The 26,224-nt window shown below is 60.6% G+C and carries 19 protein-coding genes and 1 tRNA gene; 10 read left to right on the top strand and 10 right to left on the bottom strand.

Going from position 1 to position 26,224, the window contains the following annotated elements; all coding sequences use genetic code 11:
* The first annotated feature begins 20 nt into the window (after positions 1-20).
* Positions 21-97: transfer RNA gene (locus tag X751_RS156080), tRNA-Met, on the top strand.
* A gap of 312 nt (positions 98-409) precedes the next feature.
* Here X751_RS156080 and X751_RS156085 read toward each other — a convergent pair.
* The 3 genes from X751_RS156085 to X751_RS156095 form a co-directional block, all read right to left on the bottom strand.
* Positions 410-1,564, bottom strand: a complete 1,155-nt coding sequence (locus tag X751_RS156085; protein ID WP_023744254.1) for a GNAT family N-acetyltransferase — start codon at positions 1,562-1,564, stop codon at positions 410-412.
* Entirely contained in the window at positions 1,561-2,553 is a 993-nt protein-coding gene (locus X751_RS156090) for a sterol desaturase family protein (RefSeq protein WP_023728340.1), read from the bottom strand. Before X751_RS156090 ends, X751_RS156085 begins: the two co-directional genes overlap by 4 nt.
* Before the next feature lie 203 nt (positions 2,554-2,756).
* Positions 2,757-4,763, bottom strand: a complete 2,007-nt coding sequence (locus X751_RS156095; RefSeq protein WP_023744253.1) for a heparinase II/III-family protein — start codon at positions 4,761-4,763, stop codon at positions 2,757-2,759.
* Positions 4,764-4,779: 16 nt separating this feature from the next.
* Here X751_RS156095 and X751_RS156100 point away from each other — a divergent pair, with 16 nt between their 5' ends.
* Both X751_RS156100 and asnB read left to right on the top strand, forming a co-directional pair.
* Positions 4,780-6,021, top strand: coding sequence for a cellulase family glycosylhydrolase (locus X751_RS156100; protein ID WP_023744252.1), 1,242 nt, complete (start codon positions 4,780-4,782; stop codon positions 6,019-6,021).
* Positions 6,022-6,243: 222 nt separating this feature from the next.
* Positions 6,244-8,133, top strand: coding sequence for an asparagine synthase (glutamine-hydrolyzing) (gene asnB, locus X751_RS156105; protein WP_023744251.1), 1,890 nt, complete (start codon positions 6,244-6,246; stop codon positions 8,131-8,133).
* A gap of 18 nt (positions 8,134-8,151) precedes the next feature.
* Here asnB and X751_RS156110 read toward each other — a convergent pair whose 3' ends face one another.
* Positions 8,152-9,270, bottom strand: a complete 1,119-nt coding sequence (locus X751_RS156110) for a glycosyltransferase family 4 protein (protein WP_031246990.1) — start codon at positions 9,268-9,270, stop codon at positions 8,152-8,154.
* Between the two features lie 167 nt (positions 9,271-9,437).
* Between X751_RS156110 and X751_RS156115 the strand changes: the two genes are divergently transcribed.
* Positions 9,438-10,877 carry a polysaccharide biosynthesis C-terminal domain-containing protein gene (locus X751_RS156115; protein ID WP_023728345.1) on the top strand — a complete coding sequence of 480 codons (1,440 nt, stop codon included), beginning with the start codon at positions 9,438-9,440 and terminating at the stop codon, positions 10,875-10,877.
* A 40-nt stretch (positions 10,878-10,917) separates the two neighbouring features.
* On the opposite strand, the gene X751_RS156120 is transcribed toward X751_RS156115, so the two are convergent.
* From X751_RS156120 to wecB, 3 genes are all read right to left on the bottom strand, one after another.
* Complete coding sequence (locus X751_RS156120) at positions 10,918-11,631, bottom strand: WecB/TagA/CpsF family glycosyltransferase (protein ID WP_245265743.1); 714 nt, start codon at positions 11,629-11,631, stop codon at positions 10,918-10,920.
* 86 nt (positions 11,632-11,717) lie between these two features.
* Entirely contained in the window at positions 11,718-13,055 is a 1,338-nt protein-coding gene (gene wecC / locus X751_RS156125) for a UDP-N-acetyl-D-mannosamine dehydrogenase (protein ID WP_023686301.1), read from the bottom strand.
* Positions 13,048-14,202 (bottom strand): UDP-N-acetylglucosamine 2-epimerase (non-hydrolyzing), encoded by a 1,155-nt coding sequence (gene wecB, locus X751_RS156130; RefSeq protein ID WP_023686302.1) that lies wholly within the window; start codon positions 14,200-14,202, stop codon positions 13,048-13,050. The genes wecC and wecB overlap by 8 nt, the downstream gene beginning before the upstream one ends.
* A 735-nt stretch (positions 14,203-14,937) precedes the next feature.
* Between wecB and X751_RS0132890 the strand changes: the two genes are divergently transcribed.
* Positions 14,938-15,852, top strand: coding sequence for a hypothetical protein (locus X751_RS0132890; protein WP_245261280.1), 915 nt, complete (start codon positions 14,938-14,940; stop codon positions 15,850-15,852).
* A 42-nt stretch (positions 15,853-15,894) separates the two neighbouring features.
* On the opposite strand, the gene X751_RS21395 is transcribed toward X751_RS0132890, so the two are convergent.
* Entirely contained in the window at positions 15,895-16,998 is a 1,104-nt protein-coding gene (locus tag X751_RS21395; protein WP_196814969.1) for an acyltransferase, read from the bottom strand.
* 381 nt (positions 16,999-17,379) lie between these two features.
* On the opposite strand from X751_RS21395, the gene X751_RS156135 reads away from it, so the two are divergent.
* The 5 genes from X751_RS156135 (at position 17,380) to X751_RS156155 (ending at position 23,593) form a co-directional block, all read left to right on the top strand.
* Positions 17,380-18,642 carry a VpsF family polysaccharide biosynthesis protein gene (locus tag X751_RS156135; protein ID WP_023744247.1) on the top strand — a complete coding sequence of 421 codons (1,263 nt, stop codon included), beginning with the start codon at positions 17,380-17,382 and terminating at the stop codon, positions 18,640-18,642.
* Between the two features lie 453 nt (positions 18,643-19,095).
* Positions 19,096-20,475 (top strand): GumC family protein, encoded by a 1,380-nt coding sequence (locus X751_RS156140; protein ID WP_245261702.1) that lies wholly within the window; start codon positions 19,096-19,098, stop codon positions 20,473-20,475.
* A 1-nt stretch (position 20,476) separates the two neighbouring features.
* Positions 20,477-21,583, top strand: coding sequence for a glycosyltransferase (locus tag X751_RS156145; RefSeq protein WP_023744246.1), 1,107 nt, complete (start codon positions 20,477-20,479; stop codon positions 21,581-21,583).
* A 238-nt stretch (positions 21,584-21,821) separates the two neighbouring features.
* Positions 21,822-22,481 carry a HemK/PrmC family methyltransferase gene (locus X751_RS156150; protein ID WP_081726034.1) on the top strand — a complete coding sequence of 220 codons (660 nt, stop codon included), beginning with the start codon at positions 21,822-21,824 and terminating at the stop codon, positions 22,479-22,481.
* On the top strand, positions 22,478-23,593 hold the full coding sequence (locus X751_RS156155) for a hypothetical protein (protein WP_023683445.1): 1,116 nt from the start codon (positions 22,478-22,480) through the stop codon (positions 23,591-23,593). Before X751_RS156150 ends, X751_RS156155 begins: the two co-directional genes overlap by 4 nt.
* Before the next feature lie 69 nt (positions 23,594-23,662).
* Here X751_RS156155 and nadE read toward each other — a convergent pair whose 3' ends face one another.
* Positions 23,663-24,667: an NAD(+) synthase gene (gene nadE / locus X751_RS156160; protein WP_023691696.1), complete on the bottom strand. Its 1,005-nt coding sequence runs from the start codon at positions 24,665-24,667 to the stop codon at positions 23,663-23,665.
* Positions 24,664-26,211, bottom strand: a complete 1,548-nt coding sequence (locus tag X751_RS156165) for an AMP-binding protein (protein WP_023744245.1) — start codon at positions 26,209-26,211, stop codon at positions 24,664-24,666. The genes nadE and X751_RS156165 overlap by 4 nt, the downstream gene beginning before the upstream one ends.
* Positions 26,212-26,224 lie beyond the last annotated feature (13 nt).

The following is a 26,224-nucleotide window of genomic DNA, read 5'->3' as shown; positions in this document are numbered from 1 at the left end:
TTCGGGCCTTTCGCCGCCCTGGCGGGGTAGCTCAGTTGGTTAGAGCACGGGAATCATAATCCTGGGGTCGGGGGTTCAAGTCCCTCTCCCGCTACCAGCCTACCTAAGCTATTGAAATCACAGTAAAACGCGGACCTATGGTAGGCGCCCTGTCCCGAAAAAATCTTCAATGATTTTCAGGACCTAGCCTGCTACCGTTGTGACGCCAACGAACGTGTTGCGACGCTTCGCAGACGACAAACTGCGCCTCGAGAGACGTGATTTGCGAGAATTGGCTGAAGCCTCCACCTGCGGACCACATTCGGTCCCGATTCCGAGGCGCAATAGACGCGGATTTTCGAATGGCGCGCCCATGTCGCACGCCAAGCCCTCAACGCTCGGCGGCTTATGCCCGAGTTATCCAGCTAAATTAAGCAGTCTCATCGGGCGGGCGCTCTGGATTCGCCGACGCCAATCCGCGTGTGCGTACGCGGATCGTCTGACAGATACGATCAGCGAGAGAAGCGAGCGCGCCCTGCACAGTGCGTGCCCCAAGAACGGATTGGAGGGTAACGGCCTGTGTTGCAAACCTATGTTTGAAGGCCTCTCCGCCACAGAGGAAATCGACCAATCCCAAGCCGTGATCAAACGACCACTGTATATACTCCGTAATCAGGACCGCACCCGGCGACGCTCGGCTAAAATCAGGGTCGTAGGTGGTAACGAATGCCATCATGACGTTGTGCTGGACGATGTTGATGGAAACCGCGACCATCGCACCATTGCATTCAAGTACGAAAATGCGCAGCACACCGGCGCGTGACAGCGCGTCCACCAGGGCGGCAAGAACCGGCTCGCCCTCTTCGAAAAGGTCGGATTCACGCGTGTGCTTTTCCAGCCATCTGCGCTTCAGCGCCGATAGTCGCTCCAGCAATGGCTGCAGCGGCTCGTCGGCCGACAGGAGGCGGAATTTCACTTCGCCTGTTTCATCCAGTATCTTGATGCCGCGCCGATAGTTCTGGCGCATCTTTTTCGGCTGGTCCGCCAGCCACGCTGCTCCGCTGGCCCACTGTCCAGCGACGCGATAACTGACTTCCTCCCGGTGATTCGCGCGAAGCTTGACGCCGCTGGAAGAGGCCGGTGTAAAAATCCTGCGGGCTGCCGCATCCGGAGACAGACGATTGATAAAAGCAAGATCGAACCCACCCGCCGAACAGATCCGGTTCCAGAGGTTCTGGAGGGCCGATAGGGAGCATTCCGGCGCGACAAGAATATCACCATAGTCCGTATAGCTATTGGCGGCCCATTCGAGGAGCCGAAGTCCTTTTCGTCTGCCGATCGCCAGGGGAATGACAGCGACCAGCCTGTCATCGCTCCATACCAGGCCGATCCGCAGCGAGCGCCGGTCGCGGTCACGCACGGTGCTCCACCATGCCGAAACCCAGGCATGGCTCTGAAAGATCAGTGCATGGGTACGATGCCATAGGTCTACCCATTCGGCTTCGATGGCGGCCAGGCGATCCGTCGAACTGACGATTTCCAGGCGCTCCGCACCAACAGCGTCAATCGAAGCCATTTTGTTCATGGTTGGAGACGGTCCTGCGGCTGCGCGACATCGATGCGCTTTTGAAAAAGTCGCATGATATGGTTTGCCATTTTCTTGAGCGGCAGCACGTAAAGTCCGAAAAGTGACTGATAGTCGCGTACGTCGCGATCTATCAGTCCAAACTTGAGGTCTTCGTCCGGATCCGGGATGAACTGCGTTCCGAATATGCGATCCCAGAATGAAAAAAGCAGCCCGAAATTCTTGTCGTAGTGGCGAGGGTCGACACTGTGATGCACCTGGTGCCAGTGCGGACACAAGATGACGCCGTTCAACCGGCCGAAGGAAATCTTCAGATGCGTGTGGCGAACAAAGTCCATCATGAGAATGTTGCGAATGACATAGACGTTGATGCCAAATATGGCGATCTCGACCGGATTAAGCGCAATCAGGCTCCACAAGCCGAAACTGATCCCCGGTATGACGCCGTCCCAGATCCGGTTCATCAGATCGTCCAGGGGGTGAACCCGGTCCTTGGTGATCCCAACCATCACTTCGGCCGAATGATGCACCTTGTGCAATTCCCACAGGAACGGAAAACGGTGCTGGGCAACGTGATATAGGTAGTAGGAGATATCGTAAGCAGCGAGCATGGTTGCGGTGAAGAGGATGATCGTCACTGGGCCGGCGGGGCCGGGTATCAGCGGTTGCGAGATGCTGAAGAGCCAGCCGACTGCCTGGTTTGTTGCATATCCCGTGGCGGCAACGAAGGTGACACCGGCGGGAATGAGCAGGAAGGGCATCACCAGCCTTTTCGTGATCCAGAACAATGCGTCCGCTCGCGCCGATGGGTGCATGATGACTTCCGCGGGAAAGGCGAAGTCGAAAAAGTCCCGGAAGGATTTCTGTTCGACCGTTCGCCAGTAGGCGACCACCGCGCTCCCCAGCGCCGTGAGCAACAGGAGACCGAGTGTCAGCAGATTGATGTGTGAGAGTTTTTCCACGATCACTCTGGCGAATTCCGAAAACATCGATGCAGTGGCTCCTAGGTGGTGAAATGGTGATCCGGCTCGTCGCGAAGCACATATTGCCAAGCCCATCATATGCTGCCCGCAACTGTGTATCGGGATGCGACTGGCAGAACAATCATGGCCAAATTAGCAGATCAACGGTGTCAAAACCGCTAAATATCTGAACGTAATTAATGTCGAACGCTGCGCCTGCAACCTGCCCGTTATCGGGTCTGCGGCGGACTTGGCGCGAGCCGGATGACTACTCCCTTTTCGCCTACTTGGCCACGCCATGCGAGGCGTTCGGCTGGCTGCCTTGCACCAAAACGCGGCGAAACCCAGCCGCCCTGGCCCGGTGTGTCGCCGCCGGAACGGATGTGGATCGCTGCGTCTGGAAAGTGGATAGTCATCAAAGGTTCAGCGCCGCGCAATATCGTGACAATGTTTCCATCCCTGTTGGCGTGGAGGTCGGCGGCGAGTTGGAAGACGATCTCAGCGACGCGGCTGCCGCCGAGCAGTTGGTCGGTCACGAGGATGCCGTCGCCATCGCGTGTCACGGCGCGTTGATGCACAACGCCGAAGCGGCCTTTGTACCCGTCATGTCGGGCACACAGCCTCCAGTGCGGCCCCGGCTCGCTCTCCACCAATGTCGCAACCGCCTTGTGCGACCAGTTGAACGCCCCGGAGATGATGCTTTGGCTTTTACCCTCTAGGTTCAGCGTGTTGTGCGCCGGCGTCGAGCGGAACCAGTCGCGCCAGCCTCCCCCCGAACCATAGAGCCATGTGCCGGGGTCGACCAGCACCGGATCGCCGTCAATGCACAGGGTGAGCGACAGCGCGTCGGCATGACCGTGCGCCGCTATCGAAAGGTAGCCCAGCGGGCCGTGGTCGTATGTCAGATGGACGTTGCGACCATTCATCTCGCCGCGCCAGACGGAGAGCCCGCCTTGCGTGAACGTATGCAATCCATCCGGCACCGGCGCCGGCCGCGGTGGCGCGCCGAAGAAAAGCGCGCGAAAATCGCCGGGCTCCGGTGCCCTGCCCGGCATCCGTAGAAAACCATGGATGGCGGCCGCGACCGATCCGACATAATCGGTTTCGCCCCCCAGCGTGATCACGCGGCCTTCATCATTGTCGCCGAAGCCGCTGGCTTTCGGCGGGAGCCAGCCTGCGAAATTGGCGAAAGCGGCCAAACGCGCTTCGACGGGCTGGGGAAAAGGCAGTCCGGCCTGGCGCGCCGCCGCAGCGCACAGCAGGAAAAGTTCGGCACTGAAGGCGGCGTAGGTCGGGGTCTGCTCGGCCCCGGCGCCATCGGCCAGGATTTGTTTGAGCACCTCAGCCAGGAGCGACTCGCGAGCCACCTCGGCCCCGAAAGCCAGACCGATCAAATATTCGCCAGCCAATTCCGCGACGAGATGGTTGTTGGCGGACGAAAAACGGGAGGGAAACCGCGGCAGCCAATAGGCGCTTGCCGCCAGTATTTCACCGACTTTTTCTCGCGTCGCCGCGCCAAGCCGGTCGCCGACGAGGTCGAGCGTGACAATCAGGCTGATGGCTCGTAGCGCGACCTCGATGCCCGAGGCCCAGCCAACGCCCCGAAATGGTGGGTTGGCGAAATGCCAGCTCTCGATCGCCGCCTCGATGGCCGCACGGGATTGATCATCGCCGGTGAGAAGCAGATGGGCAGCCAGTGGCGGCAGTTGCTGCAGCCGGTTGATTTCCCAGACATATTTTACATCGCCACGGCCGGTGGCATGGCGAAAATCGATATCGAAAGTATGGGTCTTGGGGCCTGGCCAAAGCCGGCCGGTCACCGGATCAAGGCGCCAGAGCTCGGATGGAAAGAGAGTATAGGGGTCTCGCTGTGGCCAGGTCTGGCCAAGTGCTGAAAACTGGCCCCGAAGAGTGTTTTGCGCAGCCGCCTCGATAGCTTGCCGCTGGGCTGGTGTCGCAGCGGCCGGCACAGCATTCCGCAATCCGTGCAGCACCGGGTGCAACTGCGGCGACGCATAGCGCTGCCAGCCGTTGTCGCGGCGGCGCGAAACGGTCTTCCGGCGCTGCTCGTCCAACCGATGCAATATCTCGGCCAACTCCATGCTGCGCAATCGGTTGAAATACCACCCGACCCTCATCCGCGCTCCGCCAAGATTTTGATCCTCATACACCATCCCGTCGAAAAAGCGTGTGGCGGCATCCTCTTTTCCGTTCCCGCGGTTAATATCTTCGGCCATGACGCGGAGTTTTGCGATGAGAAAAGTTGTCTACGTCATAGCGTGCGCGCTTGGCATGGCTTTGTCAGCCCAGGCGGCGCCGATCCCGCTTGAGCGCGGCGTTGGCGTCCATGAATGGCTCAACTGGTCGCCGGTGGAGAAAGATGGTTCCTACAAATGGCCGCCCTATCGCAGCGAGAAGGAATGGCTTGCGGGCGGCAGGCCGCTCACCGATTGGCCGGACGGCGACCAGTTTGATCGCATTCGATCCATGGGCTTCGACTTTGTCCGGCTGAGTGTCGACCCTGGCCCTCTGCTTGCCAGCGAGGGCGCCAAACGACAACAGGCGCTGGACATGCTTGCCGCTGCGGTGCAGCGGGTCGTTTCAAGCGGGCTCAAGGTGGTTTTCGATCTGCATGGCGTCAGCCAGGTTCCGGCCTACAGCATGGAAATGATCTATGGCGGGGCCGACAGCGAGGGTGTTGCCCGCTATCGCAAAATGGTAGTGGCGGTGGCTGCCATGCTGATCAAAATTGGCGCCGACAAGGTCGCCCTCGAGCCCTATAACGAGCCCGCCTACTACCCTTGCGATTCAAGCGGCAGCGATGACTGGCAGCGGATCATGGCAGGCACGGTTCGCGATATTCGCGCCGTCAGCAGCGAACTCACCATCGTCGCGACCGGCGCCTGCGGCGGGAGCATCGCGGGACTGGTCAACCTGGACCCCAACTTCGACGACCCCAACGTCTATTACAGCTTCCACATGTATGATCCGCACAGCTTCACGCACCAGCGGGCCGATGACAAGAACGCTTTCTCCTCCGGCCTTCCCTGGCCTGCCGACGCCAGCACGCCCGAAGTGGTCGCCGAAACCCTCAAGGCGCAGATGGACGCCGCCGGCTTGAGCCAGATCGAAGAGGTGATGAACATGGCCTCGGCGCGTGAAACGATCGCCCGATACTTTGAGCAGAATTGGGGGCAGAGCCAGCTCGAAGCGGGTTTCCGTCAGGCGGTCGACTGGGCTGAAGCCCATGGCATAGCGAGCCGACGCCTGTTCGTGGGCGAATTCGGCGTTATCCTGATGTCTGCGGATGGCCGCATGGGAGCTTTCGATGCTGATCGCCTGCGCTATCTCATGGCAGTGCGCAGAGAGGCGGAACGCTTCGCGATGCCGTGGTCGGCCTGGGAATTCTCCAATCCTTACGGAATGAGTGTTATCCAACCCAAGGGGCCTGCGATCCCGGACCGGGAGATGTTGCGGGCACTGGGCCTGCCATAACTCGTCATCGGGTCAGGATCGGTTCGAGCGGTCTGCCTGGTTGCTGGCGATCAATCGCGTGAAACCCAAGGACTGTCGTCTCCAGTTGCAGCCGAGAGGGCCTGATCGAACCAAATCAGGCTCAGTTTTAAAATCACTCCACCGAGCAGCTATTTAATATATTCGCTGTAGATTGGTGTCCTCGATCATACGCAAACAAGGGAAAGAGGGCCAAGGGAAAGAATGTGCGGAATTGCCGGCTGGATTGGGCGCAGGGTCGAGAAGCCACAAGATCGGGCCGCCGGGATGTCGAATGCCTTGCAGCATCGTGGTCCCGATGCCGAAGGCATCGAACTCCTGGACCTGAACACAGGCGAGGACCAGTTGGCATTGGTGCATCGCCGCCTGGCGATTATTGACTTAAACGCCGATTCAAATCAGCCGATGCAGACCGAGGACGGACGGCTCCGGATTATTTTCAACGGCGAAATATACAACTACATCGAGCTGCGTGAGGAGTTGATCGGTCTCGGTCACCGTTTTCGCACACGCTCCGACACGGAAGTGCTGCTCAGGGCTTATGACCAGTGGCGCCTGGCCATGTTCGACCGGTTGAGCGGGATGTTCGCTTTTGCGCTGTGGGACGCTCAACGGCGCGAATTGATCCTCGCCCGCGACCCCTTTGGAAAAAAACCCCTTTACCTCATGCAAGGCAGAAATTTGCTGTCGTTTGCCTCGGAGATCAGCGCGTTGTTGTCTGCGCAGCCAGATGGCCAGCAGCTCGATCTGGATGGAGTGCGCGAGTATCTGACCTGGCGTTACGTGCCTGGACCGCGGACGCTTTTCAAACAGATCCGCAAGCTCAACCCGGGAAGCTACGCTGTGTGGTCGCAAGGGGAAGTAACGGAAACGCGCTATTATGCGCCCCCGGATCAGACCGATCTGACAGCGGATATCGATCCAGGAACCGCCAAGCGACGATTTCTGGAATTGCTCGACCGTTCTGTCGAGATCAGGATGCGCAGTGATGCGCCGTTTGGCGCCTTTCTGTCCGGGGGGCTCGACTCGTCGGCAATCGTTGCCCTGATGACCAGGCACAGCGACAACCCCATTCGTACGTTTTCGGTCGGTTTCAGCGAACAGGCTTACAGCGAGCTTCCATTCGCCCGGCGCGTCGCCGATCATTTCAAGACCGATCATTGCGAAATCGTCATCCAGGCGGATGACCTGATGAATCATCTGCCCAAGATGGTCCGCCATCGGGGGGCACCTGTTTCACAAAGTACGGACATTCCAATTTACCTGATGTCGGTTCGAGCCTCGCAGGACGTCAAGATGGTGCTTACGGGCGAAGGTGCGGACGAGATTCTCGGCGGCTACCCCAAACATCGCGCAGAGTCTCTGGCGGGTGTCTACCGGTCACTTATTCCAGCGTCGCTTCACAACAATCTCCTCGCCCCTTTGATGCGCGCATTGCCCGGCGCATCGGCCAAGTTCGATACATTTGCCCGAAGCGCGGGTGAACGGGACTTTGCCACCCGGATGATCTCCTGGTTTGGAGCCATGACGGCGCGGGAACGCGATTCGCTCCTCGGTGGGTTGGCCACTTGCGGCCATGACTGCAACGATTTCCCGTTCTCTTCGAGTGTGACGGAATCTCATCTGCGCCGTGTGTTGTTTTTTGATCAGACATCGTGGTTGCCCGACAACCTCTTGGAACGGGGCGACCGAGTGATGATGGCCGGTTCAATCGAGGGGCGAATGCCATTCCTTGATCGCGATCTGGTTTCCTTCGTCAGCCAACTGCCCGATCGTTACAGGCTGGGCCTCCTGCACAGCAAACAGATCCTGCGCGACTGCATGGCCGGCATGGTTCCCGACGAGGTCCTCAACCGCCCAAAGATCGGCTTCAAGGTGCCCGTCGCCGAATGGTTCCGCGGGCCGATGAGCGATTATGTACGGGACCATCTGTGTTCGTCCCATTCGGTCATCCGTAGCTATTTGAGCGCCAAGAAGCTGGACCAGATTGTCAGGGAGCACGCCGAGCGCGCCGCGGACCACGAAAAACTGATATGGGCGCTTTTGAACCTGGAGATATTCCACCGCGAATTCGCGCTTGGCCCGCCGCAGTGACGACACTGAAGGACAGCGTCAGCGCTTGACCGATCGCGCCTCGGACGCGACCGATCTCCAGACATCGCAGATCGCGTCGACAAACGGTGCAAGCTCAAGCCTTTCCCGGTGCACCGCCATGGCGGCGGCGCCAAGCCGCGCGCGCAGCGCCGTATCCTCGACCAGCCGAGTTAACGCCTCGGTCAACGCCGCCACATCGCCGGGCGGCACCAACAGACCGGATTGTTCGTGGGTGATGATGTCCTCGACCGCGCCAACCGGGGTGGCCACGACAGCCAGGCCGGCCGCCATGCCTTCGATCACCGACATTGGCAGATTTTCGGCGAACGAGGGGAGCACCAGAATATCGGCCGAAGCGATCAGTGATGCGACCTCGTCAGGTCCCACCCAGCCCGGAAAAGCAATACGGTCGGCAATCCCTAGAGCGACCGACCTCGCTCGTGCCGGCTCGACCTCACCATCGCCGGCGATCGTGGCACGCCAACCCCTGAGATGTTTCATCCGCTCCAGCGCCTCGCCCAACTGCGGCACGCCCTTTCGCTCGCCGATGCGGCCGAGGAACAGGATGTGCACCTGATCGCCTCCACCGACATGCGCCAGGGAAGGAACTGCCGTGGCGTTGGGAACGATGACAATATTGCCGCCGCTCGCCGGTGCCCGGCTGGCGACGAAATCGCGCCAAAGCCCGCCCAGGACAATCACCCGGCCGGCATGCTCGAACAGAGCCCTGATATGGCGGCTCATGAAACTATGATCATCTTTCCAGAATGTCTGATACTGCGCCCCATGCAGATGAAGGACATACGGTATCGACAACAGCCTGGCGCAGGCGGCGATAATCATCTTGCGATAGGTGCTGCCGGAGACCGATATATTGATGTGAATGACGTCGGCGCGTCTGTCGAGGCGGGCCGCAACCATCCGCGCGCAAAAACCAAGCATGTAGAAGATCGAAAGCCCGACATGTCCCGGGCCACGGCTGGAAAGAAAGCGCAGATCGATGTCGGCGATCTCTTGCCGTTCGAACTCCTGCTTCAGCGCCCCCATGATCCGGTCAATGCCGCCTTGTCCCGAAACGCCCGAGGGCGTTGCGACCAGGACATGTATTTTTCTATTGTGGGCGAGACGCTGCAACATGACACCGTTTGGATTGCGGATGCCGGGTGACCGTAAAGCAAAGGTTCCAAAAAAGGTTTACGACAAATCTTTTGGTTCAAACTGTATCCGTTCACCCTTTGCCGTCATCATGCTGGAATTCCTGTCGGTCAACGGTTAATCGACGGCAAATTTTCCGGGACAACCCTTTGCTGCTCCGTTCCACGCTCATCTATGGCCCAGCTATTCTGCTGACGCGGGTTTCCGCTCTGCTCCTGCTGGTCGTCATGACGCGGTTGATCGACCAGACCGAGTATGGCCTGCTGACCCTGGTGGTCACCGTGGGCGAAATGACGGATGTTGCCGTTACCAACTGGCTGCGCATTGCCTTGCTGCGGCTTGGTGGAAAAGGCGACGTCAGCCGTGGCAGCCTGATGCTTGCCGGACAGGTATTGCTTGCCACCACGGTGCTGGCCCTGATCATATCCGTGATCGCCTCGGCGGTGATCGTGCCGGAGCGCTGGATCGAATTTGCAATCGCCGTCTGCAGCTATCTGATTGCCGGCTCCATCAGCCGGTTCGCGTTGACGGTGCTGCAAATGCAGCAGCGTCATTCCCTCTATTCGATGCTTGAATATCTGCGCGGCCTGCTGCAACTCGCCTTGCCGATCGCCGCCATCCTTATCTTCCAACGCTCTTTTCTGACGGTATCGCTCGGCTCGAGCCTCGCCGTGCTGATTGCCGGCATCGTGGCGTGCGTTGTGGCATCCGGGCGCGTTATTGGCGGCCCGCCGCGCTTCACCCACAAGGAGTTTTTTGCCCTCGGCGTGCCCCTCGTCATCATGGCGCTGGTCGGTTTCGGTCTCAACAGCGCTGAACGCGTCTTCCTCAAGCTCTACTACGATGCCGGCGCGGTGGCTGTCTTCGCAGCCGCCTACGCATTGGCTCGGCAGCCGATCGATATGGTCGCCAACGCAATCAACATGGGCGCATTTCCAGAAGTGGTCAGCCGCTTCGACGAAGAGGGATCCGAGGCGTCCGGGCGGTTGTTGTCGCAACTCATGGCCTTGATGATACGCCTTTGCCTGCCGGTCGCAGCAATGCTTATCGCGCTCAGCGGCGACATCACGCGACTCCTGCTGCCCGCGGAATATCATGGTCGCTTCGGCCTGCTGTTCCCGATCATCGCCTTCAGCGTTCTTTGTGCCAATCTCACAAGCTTCGTTTATGGCGTCGTGGTGCACGCACATAAGCGGCCGTGGTTGCTGATCATCGCCAATTCCTTCGGCTCGGTGGCAACGATTTCACTGTCTTTTCTATTGATTCCCACCATGGCGGAGGTTGGCGCGGCGTTGGCGTTGGCGGGCGGATCGCTGGCAGGTCTTGCAGCCTGCATCGTCATCGCCGAGAGGCTCACGCCGGTGCCGGTGCCCTGGCGCGACATCGCTGTCTCGGCCATCATTTCTATCTGCACCGGATTGGCCGCCAGCCTCGCCAGCACTGCGCTGGGCAATATGCCGGCGATCTTTCCGCTCGCGGCGGGCGGTGTCGCCGGCGCTGCGGCTTTCCTGGGACTGACCTGGTTGTTTCACCCCGCGGCCGTGACGCAGTTCATCGGCAAGCTAAGGGCACGGCTCCGGATCGCATAAATCCCGCGCAATGAGGCATGCTTGTCTGAAAGTCGCGAGCCTACGGATTGACGTTTCGGCGTCCCCGGCGAGACCAGAACTCACGCCACAGCAGCAGTGCATAGGCGGTGTTGGTATCGTAGTAGCGGCGCCACAAGCGTCGCGGCTCCTGCGCCACGCGAAACAGCCACTCCAGGCCCGCCGCCTGAACCAGTTTCGGTGCCCGGGCGACCTTTCCACCATAGACGTCGAAGCTGCCGCCCACGCCCATGACGAAACTCGGAGCGAGTGCGTCGCGATAGCGCTTGAGAAAGCGCTCCTTGCTCGGCGTGGGCATCGCCACAAACAGGCAGTCGGCACCTGAAGCGTTGATGGCCTCGACGATCGCGGCCTCTTCCTCCGCCTTGAAATACCCATTGCGCCGGCCGGCAATGGCCAGGCTCGGATGATCTCTGGCAAGTCGGCTTTCAACTGCGTCGAGAATGTGCTGTTCAGCGCCCAGCAGGTAGGGGCGATAGCCACGCTTGGCGCACAGCGCAAGCAGGTTGATCATGACGTCGACGCCCGTCACACGCTCCGGCAACTCGACGCCGCAGAGCCGTGCGCCCCAAAGCACGCCTTTGCCGTCGACATTGACCATATCCGCCCCGACGACATCCTCGCGCAGTTCGGCATTCTTGCGCATGTTCACAAGCTTGGCGACGTTCACGACAACATGATGAAGCGGCCGCCGCGTCGCCATCGCCTCGTCTGCGATGGCCAGCGTCTCGGCCATGGTCAGCGCATGGATGGTCGCACCGAGAAACTCGCGGCGGCGTGATGCCAATAGGGAGTGTTGCGCCCATGCCGGGTCATGCGAGTTCATGCCGCTTCTCCGGTGCGAGCGAGAGACTGCGAGCGTTCCATTTCGGATTTCTTGCCTTCGATGCGGGCGTCGGGCTTGCGCGCCTTGCGCCAGGTCCACAGGCCCCGTGTGTCGACGAGCTTCTTGTCCTTGAGCGCTTCGGGATCGATCAGATTGAATTGTCGATGGTCGACCAGCAGGACGACGATATCGGATTGGTCAATAGCGGAAAGTGCATCGGTGAACATGACGCCGCTGCCCTCGAGCTCGTGTGGCAACTGACGCGCATTGGGCTCGGCAGCGACGATCTTGATATTGGGAATCTTGGACAGAAGCTTAACAACCTCGACAGCCGGGCTCTCGCGCATATCGTCGATATTGGGTTTGAAGCTGAGGCCAAGACAGGCGATCGTCTGCTTGCGGGTCGGGTCGAGCAATGCCTCGATGTCCCTGACCACCGACAAGGGTCGCTCGGAATTGATGCGCCGTGCCGAACTGATCAGCCGCGTATTGTTCGGTGCGGCGTCGATGATAAAATACGGATCGATCGCAATGCAGTGGCCGCCCACGCCCGGGCTCGGCTGCAGGATGTTCACGCGGGGATGCCGGTTGGCGAGATCGATTACCTCCCAGACGTTGAGCGACAGATCCTGGCACACCGCCGCAAGCTCATTGGCGAAGGCGATATTGACATCGCGGAACGCATTTTCGGTCAGCTTAACCAGTTCCGCGCTTTCGGCCTGGGTTATGAACAGGTCGCCGGCGACGAAGCTTGAATAGAGTGCCGCTGTCCGCTCCGAAGACTTTCGGGACAGCCCGCCGATCGAGCGATCATTGTTGATCAGTTCGGTCAGCACCTTTCCCGGCAGCACGCGCTCGGGAGAGTAGGCGACCAGGACGTCAGCTTCCTCGCCATGTGCGACGGGAAATTTGAGATCGGGTCGCAGTTCCGCGAGCAGCGCTGTCATGACACGCGTCGTACCGACCGGCGATGTTGATTCCAGCACCACCAGGTCGTCCCGTTTTAGCACCGGAGCGATGCTTCGCGCTGCCGCAAGCACGTAGCTGACATCCGGCTTGCGGTCCGGGGTGATCGGAGTTGGAACGGCGATAATATAGGCATCGGCCGGCTGAGGCGTACTGAATGCCTTGAGCTTGCCATTGGCGACGACTTTCTGGATCAAACCATCCAGGTCCGGTTCGATGATGTGGATTTCGCCGCGGTTGACCTTCGCGACCACCGCCTCGTTGATATCGACACCGATGACATCGAGTCCGCGGCTGGCAAAAATGGCACAGGTCGGCAGGCCGATATAGCCCATGCCGATAACGGAAACGGTTTTGATTTCAGCCATGATTCAGCAATTCCTCAACGATCCGGCTCGCAGCTTGGCCATTGCCGTATGGATTGTGCCTCTCCGCCATGCCGCGATAGACGCTCTCATCATCGAGCAGGCTATTGGCATTGGCCAGAATTTTTTCGATATCGGTGCCGACCAGCCGGGCAGTACCAGCGGCGATCCCTTCGGGTCGCTCCGTGTTTTCCCGCATCACCAGCACCGGCTTGCCGAGTGAAGGCGCCTCTTCCTGCACGCCGCCGCTGTCGGTCAACACCAGGTAGCTCTGTTTCTGCAGGTACAGGAACGGCAAATAGTCCTGCGGGTCGATCAGGTGGATGTTCGGCACCGTCCCGATTTCGGCCTCGACCACGGAGCGCACATTCGGGTTGGGATGGACCGGGTAGATGATCTGCACATCCCTGCGCGCCGACAATGCCTTCAGCGCGGTGCAGATTCTCTGGATGCCGCCATCGAAATTCTCACGGCGATGACCGGTGACGAGTATCATTTTCTTGGTCGGATCGATGAAGGGGAAACGAGCGGCGAGCTTGGCGTTCATCAGCTTGTCGGCATCGATCTCGCTGGAGAAATGCAGCAGCGTGTCGATAACGGTATTGCCGGTTACGAAGATGGTGTTCGCAGCCTTTCCTTCGGCGATGAGATTGTCGCGCGCCTCGGTGGTCGGCGCAAAATGCCAGGTGGCGATGTTGCCGGCAATCTTGCGGTTCAGTTCCTCCGGAAAGGGAGAGTTGATGTTGTGGCTGCGCAATCCCGCCTCGATATGGGCAACCGGAATCCGCTTGTAGAAGGCAGCTAGAGCCGCGGTCATCGCGGTGGTTGTGTCGCCCTGGACGACGACGATGTCCGGCTTCGCCTTCTCCAGCACCCCCGCCATTCCGAGGAGCACGCGCGAGGTCACGTCGAACAACGTCTGACCTGGCTGCATGATGTTGAGATCGTAGTGCACCGGCAGGCCCGTCAGTTCAATGACCTGATTGACCATCTCGCGATGCTGGCCCGTCACACATATTTCCGTGGTGAAGCCTGGATGGGCGAGCGCGGCCCGCGCCACCGGAAAACATTTGAGCGCCTCCGGCCTCGTGCCGAACACGATCAGCAGTTTTCGCCTTGAGGGCAAGTTCGGATGTGAAACGGCGTTCATGGTTGACCCTGGTCACCGAAAGCGTGGGCGCCCGGCTGACATGTGCTTTCAGCCTAACAATAGCGCCCTGAACCGCCTTCGTATTCAAAAAAATTAACGTATGATTAACGCTAGAGTCCGCAGCCCCCCTTGGGCAACCCTTGCCAGGAACTGTGGGGAAAGATACCAGAGCAAAGCCATTTTTTGCTTTAACGAGAATAACTTGGGTTGACTAATATTTTAATCATCGGCCACGCCGTCGCATCCCGGCGCTGGGAAAATGAGCTTTTCATGCGGTTGGGTGCGGCAGGTTATGGGGTCTCGAGTTGCCACGCGCCGGCGCCGGCGCCAACCGCTCGGGGGCTGGACACTGTCTTGGCGATCGAGAGCCGGCGTTTCGGTCCCTCGCTGGCGGGCCAGTCCGAGCCGTTGCCGCCCATCGATCGCGGCCCTCCGGACCTCGTCATAGATCTCACTGCCAGCGCAACGGGGCAAGACGCGCCAGTCCTGAGGCTCGAATTTTGCGGTCGCAACAGCTTTCCAGCCGGCGTTGCCGCAATGTTGGCGAGCGGACAATTGCCTGAACTTGGCGCTCGCCTCGATGGCGTTGTCGTGGCCCAGGCTAGACCGATGCTGGCAGACAGGCTCTGGCTGTCTCGAAGCTGCAACGACCTGCTCGCCGGCGCCATGTCGCTGATCATGCAAACCGTCGCCCGCTTCTTTGCGGGCAAGCTTGTGCCGGTAAGCGACAACCCGGTGCCGATCCTGAAGAACGACAGTTTTGTTCGACACTATGTGCCCTTTTTTGGCAGGGCTTTGATCGATCGCGCCGTGCAAAAAATCAGGCGGGGACGACGCCCCTTCTATTGGCAGGTTGCCTATCGGGTGATCGACGGACCAGGCATCGCCGAAACCGGGCAACTCGACGGCAAACCGTTCACAGTCCTGCCGGACGATGGCCAACGCTTCTATGCCGACCCGTTCGTCTTCGAGGCCGACCGCCGCCATCATCTGTTTGTCGAGGAATTCCCCTACGCGACGAGTCGCGGCGTGATTTCCGTCGCCGAGCTCGGTGACGATGGCACTTTCGGTGTTCCAAGGGTTGTATTGGAGGAAGCGCACCACCTGTCGTATCCGCAGGTGTTCGCACACGATGGCGAGATTTTCATGATCCCCGAAAGTGGTTCGGCTCGCGAACTTGTGCTCTATCGCGCCGCGCAGTTTCCCGACCGCTGGGTCCGCGACACGGTGCTGATGGCGGACAGGGATTTCAACGACGCGACGCTGCTCGAATCCGACGGTCGCTTCTGGCTGGTTGGAACGGAGCGGTTCGGCTACGGCAGCGCGTCGGACACGATGGCGGTCTATTGCGCACCCTCGCTGCGAGGGCCATGGGTCGCCCATCCGCTCAATCCCATTGCCGTCGATCATTCGGCCACCCGGCCGGGCGGCGCCTTTATCCGCCACGACGATGCCCTGGTGCTGCCGGTGCAGAACGGATCGAGGGCCTATGGCGGTGGTCTGGGGCTGATGCGGCTTGAGCGACTCGACGCGTCCGATGTCCGTTTTGCCTCGCCCCGGCCGATCGGCGCGGGTCCGGCATGGGCACGCACGGGCATTCATACGCTTAACCGCGCCGGCAATGTCGAGGTCGTGGACAGCGCGGGCTGACTGAAGCGCTGAAAGCCGTGAGCGTCCCGTTGCGTGGCCTGCTTATTTGTTCTCCGTGGCAATATGAGGAAGCGGTGTGTTTCTCGTCTTCCTTCTGCCGTTCAGGGTCTGAAGAATCGGCTTCTCGATCATCTCGTAAATCACCAGACTGACGAGGCAGGCTGCCACGATGCTGACCACCGACACCAACAATACCGTTGTCGGATGCTCGTATCCGACGGTGCGTCTGGCCAGGTACGCCACAGCGCCGATCACGAAGATATGCGACAGATAAAGCGCGTAGGAAGCGTCGCCCAACTGCTCGAGAAGGCTCCAGTGCTTGAGTTTCGGCTCCAGAATGAGGCTGAGATGAAGCAGGCCCGCCGCCCACATTGCTTGTCCCGCGAAGCTGATCTGACCCAAGAGCGGCGTACCGTCATCGACGAATGAAAGCACCACGCCTGCAGCGGTCATTACGCCGAATATCCAGGCATGGCGTATGTCGGAAGTGAAATCACCGTCCAAATAGCGCCGCCCTATCCACATGCCGATTACGAATGCCACCGGAGAAGGGTTGAGATAGAACTGGATAACAGGGTTGGTGGGAGCCAGCCACAGCCCGGCTATCCACATCGCAATGAAAAAGACCGTCAGCACAAATACGCGCGAGGTCACGGACAGGAATGCGAACACCGCAAAAGCGATATAGAAAAATACCTCGTAATTGAGCGTCCAGCCGAGTGAGAGGATTGGACTGGCGCTATCCCGTCCAGGCGCTTCGTGAACAATGAAGAGGAGCGACTGAAGATAGTGGGGCCATGTAAAGACGGTCTTCTGGAAGAGACTTGGCGCGAGCGCCGCCAGAACCGCGGCGAGGCTGGTGAAAAGCCAGTAAACGGGGATGATCCGGATTGCTCGGCGTTTCAGGAAGGTGGCAGCGGAAAACGGACCATCTCCCGTAATATGGACCATTATGAAACCGCTGATGACAAAGAACAGAACGACGCCCAGGCGGCCCGCCGTCACGATAATCAGATTGTCCACGCCAACCTGATAGGAAAAGGCGTGTGCGAACAGAACCAGCAAGGCGGCGCAGGCGCGAAGATACTGAATCGAATAGAATTTCTTCACCTTGATCTCCTGCGCTTTGCCGGCGCCTGATGCCATTGTGCCGTCCACAGGCAGCGCGTCGGGCGCCGTGCAAAGCATCGCCATCAATACGACCGGCCAATTAAGTGTGAGTTACCGACTTCATGGATAGCGTAAATCCGGCTGCCGATGCATGTCGCGCAACAAGTGCATTGCGTGCATTCGTTCCCTCTCGGCGCACTTTGGTGAGATTTCAATGAGCGGTGTCCGGCTTTTCGACAAAGCTGACATGTGGCGGCCCATGCCGGGCATCGCCACTGTTAAGATCGGGTTATCCATATTCCTTTACGTTCGTGCAGGAAAATGTACCCGGGGGTGCGTTCGTCCCCTGCCATCTCAATCGCAAGCCGCAACGCTGGTCAGATAATCGTGAGTGTCACCCCTACAGAGCAACAGTTCGTGACCGCGCAGGCCAGCCGCCAAGACGCCCTCACACTCCTGTTCTTTCTCCTCGCGGCCTTCGCTTTCCTGCTCCGCTCGACCATCTCTCCGCAATTGATGAATATGGTGATGTCCTATTCGACGGAGGGGGGGTCGTTTCCCGAAAAGCTGCATATCGGGACCTATGCGATCTTTCTGCTGCTTGTCGTCATCGCCACGACCCGGCCAATTCGGCTCGAAGGCGATGAAGTCAGGCTGTTCAAGGCGACATTGTTATATTCGCTGCTGCTGTTGTGGCTGGTGCCTTATCTCTTCGTGATAGGCCGTGCCGGCTCGGCCGGCTTCATAATCGATTCCTATCTGGTCTCTTGTGCCGCGGCGATGATCATGCTTGCCCTGGGTGACCATGTGCGCAGGGCGCTTGGCAATGTCATCGTCGGCATGATCGTCCTCAGCGCCATCATCGGAACGATCGAGGCCGTCACCCAGCATCGATTCCTGCCCTATCCCCTCGTTGAGCTGGACTTTCGGCCGATCGGACTGTCGGCCCATCCGCTGGCGCTGGGCGCGCTTTGCACCACCGCCATAGGTTTCGTTGCATTGACGCGGTGGCGTATCTGGGTGTGTGCGCTTTGCATCTTCATTCTCTTCATCGGCACGGCCGCTTCGGGCGCGCGCACCGCCCTGCTGCTCGCTTGCGGCGAGATCCTGTTCCTGCTCGTGTTCCTGCCTTGGCCGGACTTGTCACCCAGACATCAACGCCAGGCCAAACTCCTGGTGCTGATGCTGACGCTGTCCGGTGGCGCCATAATGATTGCGATACTCTTTTCGGCGGGGCTGCTGAACCGCTTCAGCAACACGCTCTTTGATCAAAATTACGACGCGCGCGTCAAGATCTACGATGTATTCAAGTTTGTTGAATGGAGGGACATCCTGCTTGGCATGAATCCCAACGAGTTGTTGAAGATCGTCAACGAAAAGCTCAACCTCCCCTTCATCGAAAGCACGCCGGTCGTTCTTACGCTTTTGTTCGGCCTGCCGATCGCCCTGCTCTTCGCCTTTTCTTTCTTCCGGTTCCTTTTCAAGCTCCTGCGCAATACGCCACGGGCCGCCCATATCGCAGCGGCCGCGTCCATTCTCGCGGCATTGTCAAACAATGCCCTTTCTTCGAAGGCGCCGGATATCATGCTGCTCGTCATCTTGTTGCTCGCTTATCGAAAGCCGGATGGGCGCCAAACCGGCACGCCCCTTCAAGGCCAACCAGCATCAACATCGACATGACGCCAAAGCCCGTTCCTTGTGGGTGCTCTCGCGACGACCTCTTGTATTTCCATTTGAAACGCCTGCACGCTTTGCCAGGCTACGACGGGCGTGGCAGAATACCGACGAAGGGTGGATAGATCGCTGTTCCGGAACGCGCCTGACACGCCTGGAAAATGAAATGTTAACGATGTTTCCGTAAAGCAGGCTGTGCGTATTGAATATTAAAGGGTTAGCATGATGTCCGCCGCTTCCGGTCCTCCTCCAACCGCGGCCGCCGCCGGCATTAGCCCCTATGAACGGATCGAAAATGCGCGGCGCGCCAGCAGGCCAAAGCCGCAACAAACCGCGCCGATCATGGCACATGCGGCGGCACCCGCTGTAACGTCGGCCCCTGTAACGTCGGCCCCTGTAACGTCGGCCCCTGTGTCGCCTGCACCCGTGGCGCCGCCTGTAGCCGAGCCCGTCACGACGGTGACGCTCAACAAGATCGGAACCTTTCTCGAACTCGATTTCGGGCGTCTGTTTGTCTGGCTGCGCGCCGGCCTTGCTCTGGTATGCCTGCTGGCAATCGCCGGCGGGATCATCGGCGGTGCCTACGCTCTGCTGAGCAAGCAGCGCTACACCGTGACCACGGACATCCTCATCAATCCCGCCAATCTTCAGGTTGTTCCGAACGATCTTTACCCGCAATCGGCCCAGGTCGATGGACAGCTGCTCAGCGCGCGCAGCAAAGAGCGCATCTTGACCTCGGGCAGCGTGCTTTCACGTGTTGTAGACGATCTTGACCTGGCCAGTGACCCTGAGTTCTTCGACGCGGACCGAAGCCGCACAGGGACGGACGGCGCCAAACCCGATCCAAAGCTTACCGCCCTGAAGAACCTCGCGGAACGGGTTAGCAGCATCGCGGATGAAAAGTCGTTTGTCACGACCTTGATGGTATCGGCGGAAACCCCCGCTAAGGCGATCCTGATTTCGCAGGATATCGTCAAGACTTTCCAGGAAGAGCTGGCCAGCGCCGAGGCTTCCGGCGCCAGCCGTGCCGCGGCCGCGCTGGACGGGCGGCTGGGCCAGCTCAAGAGCGATGTGCAGGCGGCCGAAGAGAAGGTCGAGGCCTATAGGCGCAGCCACAATCTGGCCACCAGCAATGGGCAGCTTGTTTCCTCGCAAACCATGACCCAGCTCAACGGCCAGATCGTGGAGACGCAATCGCGCGTCATCGCCGCGCAGGCAAGTTACGACGCCCTGCTTGCCGCCGGCGCAAACGGCACCAATTCCGGTCCCGCCACGTCGGAGGCGCTTGTGGCGCTGCGCGCAACGGCCAACGGCCTGCGCCAGCAGATCGATTCGCAGTCGATGACCTTTGGCCCCCGTCATCCGTCGATCGTCAGGCTGAAGACGGAGTACAACACGGTCAGCGCGCAACTCAGCGCCGAATACGCGCGCACCCTGCGCCTGGCGAAGGTCAATCTCGATGCCGCCAAAACCTCGTCGGCCTCCCTCAATGCCAAGATGAATGACTTGAAGGGCAACGTGTTCTCGGATAGCGATTCCGAGGTCGCCTTGCGTGAGCTTGAACGTGACGCCGCGTCGAAGACGGCTATCTATGAGAGCTTCCTGTCGCGGGCACGCCAGATAACCGAGCGCGAACAGATCGACAGCACCAATGTGCAGGTGATTTCCACCGCAGTGCCGCCAAAGGGCCGTTCATGGCCCCCGCGCACGGTCGTGATGATCGGCCTGGGGGCCATTGGCGGCATGATCCTTGGCATGTTGCTCGCCATTACCCTGGGTATCGTGCGCGACATGCGTCTTCCGCCGAACCGCCCGGACGTCATTGCCAGCCGCGCCTGAAATGGCGAAGCGGATTGTCTTTCACATTGCCAGCCTCAGGGGCGGCGGCGCCGAGCGTGTATTCGTCCTGATGGCGAACGAACTGGCATCGCGCGGCCACAACGTCACGCTTTTTACCTGGAACGCGCAGGGGCCCAATGCCGCCCTGCTTTCGCCTGCCGTACATCTGGTCGATTTCGGCCTCCCCATTCGCGGCGAGGGTTATGGCAAGTGGGCGACATTGAAAGGCATCGTGCGAAGCGCGGGCCTGCTTGGCCGCGTTTCTCCCGACGCGATCTACAGCGCCCCGGAATTCGCCAATCTGGTCGTGGCGCTGGCGCTTTCCCTCGCGCGAAGCAGGGCGCGGTTCTTCCCGAGTTTCCACGCCGCCGCCTCACTGCCTTCCGGCAACCTTGGCGCGAAAATGGCGGTCTGGCTTTCGGCCCTGGTTGCGGCCCGCGCCGACAGGGCCATCGCGGTTTCTGAGGGCGTCGGCGGCGATCTTGTGGCCCGAGGCTTCCCGAAATCCAAGGTCGTGGTCATCAACAACCCGCTGCCGCCGGTTGCGGCATCCCAGCAACGCTCCTACGCCTGGCAGGCAGAGCTCGCGGCGCTGGGCGACGGCCCCGTCATCATCACCGCCGGACGCCTGGTGCCGGTTAAGGATCATTGGACGTTGCTGCGGGCCTTCGCTGTGCTGCGCGCCGGCCGCCGGGCTCGGCTTGTCATCTTCGGCGAGGGTCCGCTGGCCGACGAGCTGCGCGCCTATGCCGAAGAATCCGGTATCGGCGCAGACGTTCTGTTTGCGGGCTATGTCAATGATCTGGCGGCCTGCTACGCCGTAGCTGACTTGTTCGTCCTATCATCGACCAGCGAGGGCTTCGGCAATGTTCTGGTCGAGGCCATGGCAGCGGGGATTCCGGTGGTCTCCACGGACGCGCCGCACGGCCCGCGCGAAATACTTGATGACGGCCGCTTCGGCGCCCTGGTGCCGGTCGGCGATGCCGCGGCCCTGGCAGTGGCGATGGCCGGAATGCTCGACCAGCCGACAACCGCCGCGATCCTGAAAAGCAGGGCGGCGGATTTCGAAATTGAAAAGATCGGAGACCGGTACGAGGCGTTGCTCTGAATTAGCGCATGGATCGGCTTGCGGCGGCACAGGAATCCGCCATTGATGGGACAGGACGCCGCCAACATAGGCCGGTTACTCCCAATCCAATCATGATCTTTAACATCAATTTACCCGGAGTTGGTAACAACAGGGAACCCGCGTTTTATCCTCAGGATAGGGATTTTCCTTGCCGCAGCATCACAGTCTTCCTGCCGGCCGTGCAAACGATCGCAATTGGCCGCGATTGCACCGCTTCATGCGGGTTGAGCTGGAACTCGCGCCTGACGTCCTGGTGCCGCGAGCCGAAACGGAACTGCTTGGCCGGACGGCCGCGGCCATTCTTGGCGAACAGGCGCACGAAACGATCCTGATCGACATGTGCTGCGGCAGCGGCAATCTTGCCGTGGGCATCGTCAGCGAATGTCCTCGGGCTCGGGCATGGGCGGCGGACCTGACCGACAGCACGGTTTCGCTTGCCCGCCGCAATGTTGTGCGCCTCGCCCTGCAGGACAGGATCAAGGTCCGGCAAGGCGACCTATTTGCCGCGATCGAGGGTGACGGCCTCCACGGCGCTGCCGACATGGTTTTGTGCAACCCGCCCTATATTTCGTCGTCCCGTCTCGATAGCGAAAGCGCGCATCTGTTGGAGAACGAACCTCGGGAAGCTTTCGACGGCGGCCCTTACGGTATTTCGATCCTCCAAAGGCTGGTCCGGGATGCCGCAGCTTTCCTCAAGCCAGGCGGATGGCTGCTGTTTGAGTTCGGCGAAGGTCAGGATCGGCAGATAGCAACCCTTTTATCGAGAACGAAATCCTACGAAACCCCAACCTTTGCCGTGACGGCCGACGGCCAGCCCCGTGTCGCCATGGCGCGCAAACATGGTGGCCGGGTTCCCGGAACCGGGAGCCCGGCGTGAGCGTCGTCCGCGCCCTCGATCAGGCCGACCTTGCGGCCGTCGCGGGCATGTTTCAACGCATGCTGCGCAAGAAGCGGGGGCCAGCGCCGGCCTCCCTCGTCGATTACATGAGGCGGTTTTATCTGGACGCACCCGACTGGGGCAGCGGGCTCCGTTCGCTTGTCCATGTCAATGACGCCGGCCAGGTTTCCGGCTTCGTCGGCGTTCATGCGCTGCCGATGAAATTCAACGGCCGGCAGCTCTACGCTGCCATCTGCAGCTCGCTGATGGTCGAGGATCACGAGACCGATCCGATGGCCGGTGCCCGCCTGTTGAAGGCCTTCCTCGATGGTCCGCAGGACATCTCCTTCAGCGAAACCGCCAATGATACGTCCGTGAAACTGTGGACGCGGCTTCGCGGCGTTGTGCTGCCGCAATACAGCCTTGACTGGGTTCGCGTGATGCGGCCGGCGACCTTCGTGCTCAGCCTTTTTGCCAGTCACATGAAGCTTGCCTGGATGTTGAACCCGCTCGCCCGGATGGTCGACCGGCTCTACCTTCGCAAAATGGAGGGCGGTCAACGACGCTGGACCGGCGTCGTCGCCAACGCATCGAGCCGGGGGGCATTTCGGACCTCCGAGATCGACAGCGGCAGCTTTGCGGGGCTGCTGGAGCCGCTTTGCGCCCAGTTTCCGCTACGTCCGCAGTGGGCGGAAGGTCAGCTCGACCATATTCTGGGCGATGCGGCGCAAAAGCCGGATTTCGGAGAGCTTGTCTGCGTGTCGGTGGCATCGCCGAACGGCGCCAATGTCGGCGCTTTCGCCTACTACGCTCGACCGGACGGGATCGGCCGCGTGCTGCAGGTCCTCGCTCTTCCCGGCCAGGCCGGGCCGGTGATCGATTGCCTGGTCGAGCATGCCGCCCGGCGCGGTGTCTCCGGCTTGCGCGGCCGCGTCCAGCCCGCGCTTCTGGACGCCATGCTTGTAAGACGCATAGCCTTCATACCGGTCGCCTCGACCGTCGTGCATTCACGCGATCCCGAGCTTCTCGATGCCATGAAGAACGCGCAGGTCTTTCTGAACGGGCTTGCGGGCGAGCAGTGGAGCCAGTTGATCGGCGGCCGCTTCACCTGAGGCGTTCCGCCTAGAGCAATTCCAGGAAAGGGTGCGCGGTTTCCGTCCGGAATGGCATAATGCATCAGGTCAGGAGCCGACTTCGTCCACGCCGTCAACGAGCTGCGGGCGCAGGTGCAGATAGCGCGTCGCCTTTCGCTTGGCGGCGATGTCGGCCCAGACGCGTTCGATCTGTGAGGCGGCCAATCCCGCCGCTTGCCCTACCACCTCGGCGGACACGCCGTTGTTGAGGCCGTAGAGACACAGATCCATCCGATCGTAAGGCAGGGAGAAGTAGAATTCTTCCTGCGTCTGCGCCAGCGAGTAGGTGTCGGTGGTCGGCGGCCGGTTGCGGACCTCTTCCGGAATGCCGAGATAGGCGGCTAGCGCATAGACCTGCGTCTTGTAGAGATGCGCGATCGGCTTGACGTCGGCGGCGCCGTCGCCGTTCTTGACGAAGAACCCCTGATCGTATTCCAGCCGGTTCGGTGTGCCGAGCACGGCGAAGTTCAGCCGGTCGGCATGATAATATTCGAGCTGCTTGCGGGTGCGCTGCTTCATGTTGGTGGCGGCAACGATGCCGAGATAGACTGCCACCGGCATCCGCAGTTTCGTCTGCTTGCCTTGCGGGTCCTGCACCACCAGCGACGAGATGTTGTAGCCCTCGCCTTCGAGCACGTTCGCGATCACGATCTTCGAGGCCCAGCCCTTGCCATAGTCCGGGACCAATTCGCGGATGAAGGCGTCGCGGCGTTCATAGCAGCCCATTGCCCGCAGGGTCGGCCCGATATCCTCCACAACGGCCTCGACGCCGAAAGTGTCGGCGACCAGATGGCCGAGCCGCAGGCTTTCGGGGTCGGAATCGCTTTCCGGCATGAGGACGCACAGCACATTCTGGTGGCCGACGGCCCGCGCGGCCAATGCAGCCGAAACGCTGGAATCTATACCGCCCGAAAGACCAAGCACGAGGCCGCGCTTGCGAATGCCGCGCAACTGCTCGCGCAGCGCCGCCACGATCCTGTCCGTTTCGGCGGCGGGATCGATGGCCAGGGCTTGCGTGAAGGCCGGCGCATCCTGGGTTGAGCCGATGTTCATTGCTCGGCCTCCATCATCTCAGCCGCGAGCCGGCGGCTGACCTTGCCCGACTCAGTCTTCGGTAATTCGCTCCGGAACTCTATGATTTTGGGGACCATGAAATCCTCCAGGTGGCGCGCGCAGTGACGAATGATGTCCTTTCCGCCAAGCGCCGGATCGGACCGCACGACGAGCGCGCCAATCGCATGCCCCAGCACCGGATCCGGCACGCCGACGACCACCGCTTCCGCGATACCTGGATGGGCGTGGAGCACGGCCTCCACTTCCTTGGGGGCGACCTTCTCGCCACGCGTCTTGATGATGTCGTCCTTACGCCCGACAAAATAGAGAAAGCCGTCCTCGTCGGTCTGGAACAGGTCGCCCGTATAGAGCACCTTTTCCCAAGGGTTAGGCCCCGGCCGGAGCGCTCGTTCCGTCGCGGCCTTGTTGCGCCAATAGCCCTGCATCACGTGCGGACCGCGGATGACTAGCTCACCTGCCACGCCCGCCGGCACGCGTTGTCCAAGGTCGTCGACGACAAAGGCTTCCGTGTTGGGGATGGCTATGCCGACCGACCCTGGCCGGCGGTCAAGTTCCTCGGGTGGCAAATAGGTGCAGCGCTTGCATTCGGTCAGCCCATACATCGAATAGATCCGGACGCCGGGCAGCAGCGAGCGCAGGCGTTCTATGTGGGCTGGCGGCAAGGCGGCCGCGGTGTTGGAAATATAGCGGAGGCTGGGCAGGAAACCCGGCGCCAGATCACGCATCTGCAGGATCATCGCCGCCATGGTAGGCACCAGCGGAAGGCCGGTGACGCCCTCTTTGCGGATGCGTTCGAAGATCTCGTGCGGGAAGGCGAAGGACTTCTCGAGCAACAGCGTGGCCCCGAGCCTGACTGCCATCAGCAACTGGTAGAGGCCATAGTCGAAGGCAAGCGGGAGGACGTTCAGGATGATGTCGTCCGGCGCGTTGCGCAGATAGGTGGCGATCGACCCCGCGGCGGCGTCGCAATTGCGATGCGTCATCATCACACCCTTGGGCCGGCCGGTCGAACCTGACGTGTAGATCAGCATCGCAAGGTCGACGTCGATGCCGCGATGGTTTACCTCCGCGCCATCGAACGTCAGGCAGTCAGTCAGGGACGCGGCCCCTGCCGGGCATTGCCCGTCGGCCCCAGGGGTGGAAGCCACGAAGATGCCGGGCTTGCCTTGCGATGCGCAGGCTTCGGTGACCACGGGCATCAGCTTCGCCTGCGTCAGGACCGCCCTGGCGTCGCAATCGGCGATGACGTAACCGAGCTTGTCGGCCTTTGTGGAGGGGTTGATCGGACTGAAGGTCGCACCTGCCTTGAGTGCGGCAAAGATCGATACGGCGGCCTCCCAGCAATTGTCCATGAAGATCAGAACGCGGTCGTCGCGCCTGATCCCATTCATGAAGAGAGCGGTGGCCAGCCGGCTCGAAAGGTCGTCGAGTTCTTCGTAGCTCAGCCTTTTGCCCTTGGTGACCAATGCCGTCTTGGCCGGGTGGGCAGCAGCCTTCGCCACCAGAAAATGCTCGATCCGCACGGGACGTTCCTCG

Origin of the sequence: Mesorhizobium sp. LNJC394B00 (assembly GCF_000502555.1) — a bacterium.
Classification (GTDB): domain Bacteria; phylum Pseudomonadota; class Alphaproteobacteria; order Rhizobiales; family Rhizobiaceae; genus Mesorhizobium.
The sequence above is the reverse complement of the archived record's forward strand: the minus strand, read 5'-3'. Positions and strand labels throughout refer to the sequence as shown.

Coding starts and splice junctions, on each gene's coding strand:
- asnB (WP_023744251.1), top strand. CDS start 6,244: ATGTGCGGAATTGCCGGCTGGATTGGGCGCAGGGTCGAGAAGCCACAA.
- X751_RS156145 (WP_023744246.1), top strand. CDS start 20,477: ATGGCGAAGCGGATTGTCTTTCACATTGCCAGCCTCAGGGGCGGCGGC.
- X751_RS156120 (WP_245265743.1), bottom strand. CDS start 11,631: ATGGCCGAGACGCTGGCCATCGCAGACGAGGCGATGGCGACGCGGCGG.
- wecC (WP_023686301.1), bottom strand. CDS start 13,055: ATGGCTGAAATCAAAACCGTTTCCGTTATCGGCATGGGCTATATCGGC.
- X751_RS156085 (WP_023744254.1), bottom strand. CDS start 1,564: ATGAACAAAATGGCTTCGATTGACGCTGTTGGTGCGGAGCGCCTGGAA.
- X751_RS156110 (WP_031246990.1), bottom strand. CDS start 9,270: ATGTTGCAGCGTCTCGCCCACAATAGAAAAATACATGTCCTGGTCGCA.
- X751_RS156150 (WP_081726034.1), top strand. CDS start 21,822: ATGCGGGTTGAGCTGGAACTCGCGCCTGACGTCCTGGTGCCGCGAGCC.
- X751_RS156100 (WP_023744252.1), top strand. CDS start 4,780: ATGAGAAAAGTTGTCTACGTCATAGCGTGCGCGCTTGGCATGGCTTTG.
- wecB (WP_023686302.1), bottom strand. CDS start 14,202: ATGAACGCCGTTTCACATCCGAACTTGCCCTCAAGGCGAAAACTGCTG.
- X751_RS156090 (WP_023728340.1), bottom strand. CDS start 2,553: ATGTTTTCGGAATTCGCCAGAGTGATCGTGGAAAAACTCTCACACATC.
- X751_RS156095 (WP_023744253.1), bottom strand. CDS start 4,763: ATGGCCGAAGATATTAACCGCGGGAACGGAAAAGAGGATGCCGCCACA.
- X751_RS21395 (WP_196814969.1), bottom strand. CDS start 16,998: ATGGCATCAGGCGCCGGCAAAGCGCAGGAGATCAAGGTGAAGAAATTC.
- nadE (WP_023691696.1), bottom strand. CDS start 24,667: ATGAACATCGGCTCAACCCAGGATGCGCCGGCCTTCACGCAAGCCCTG.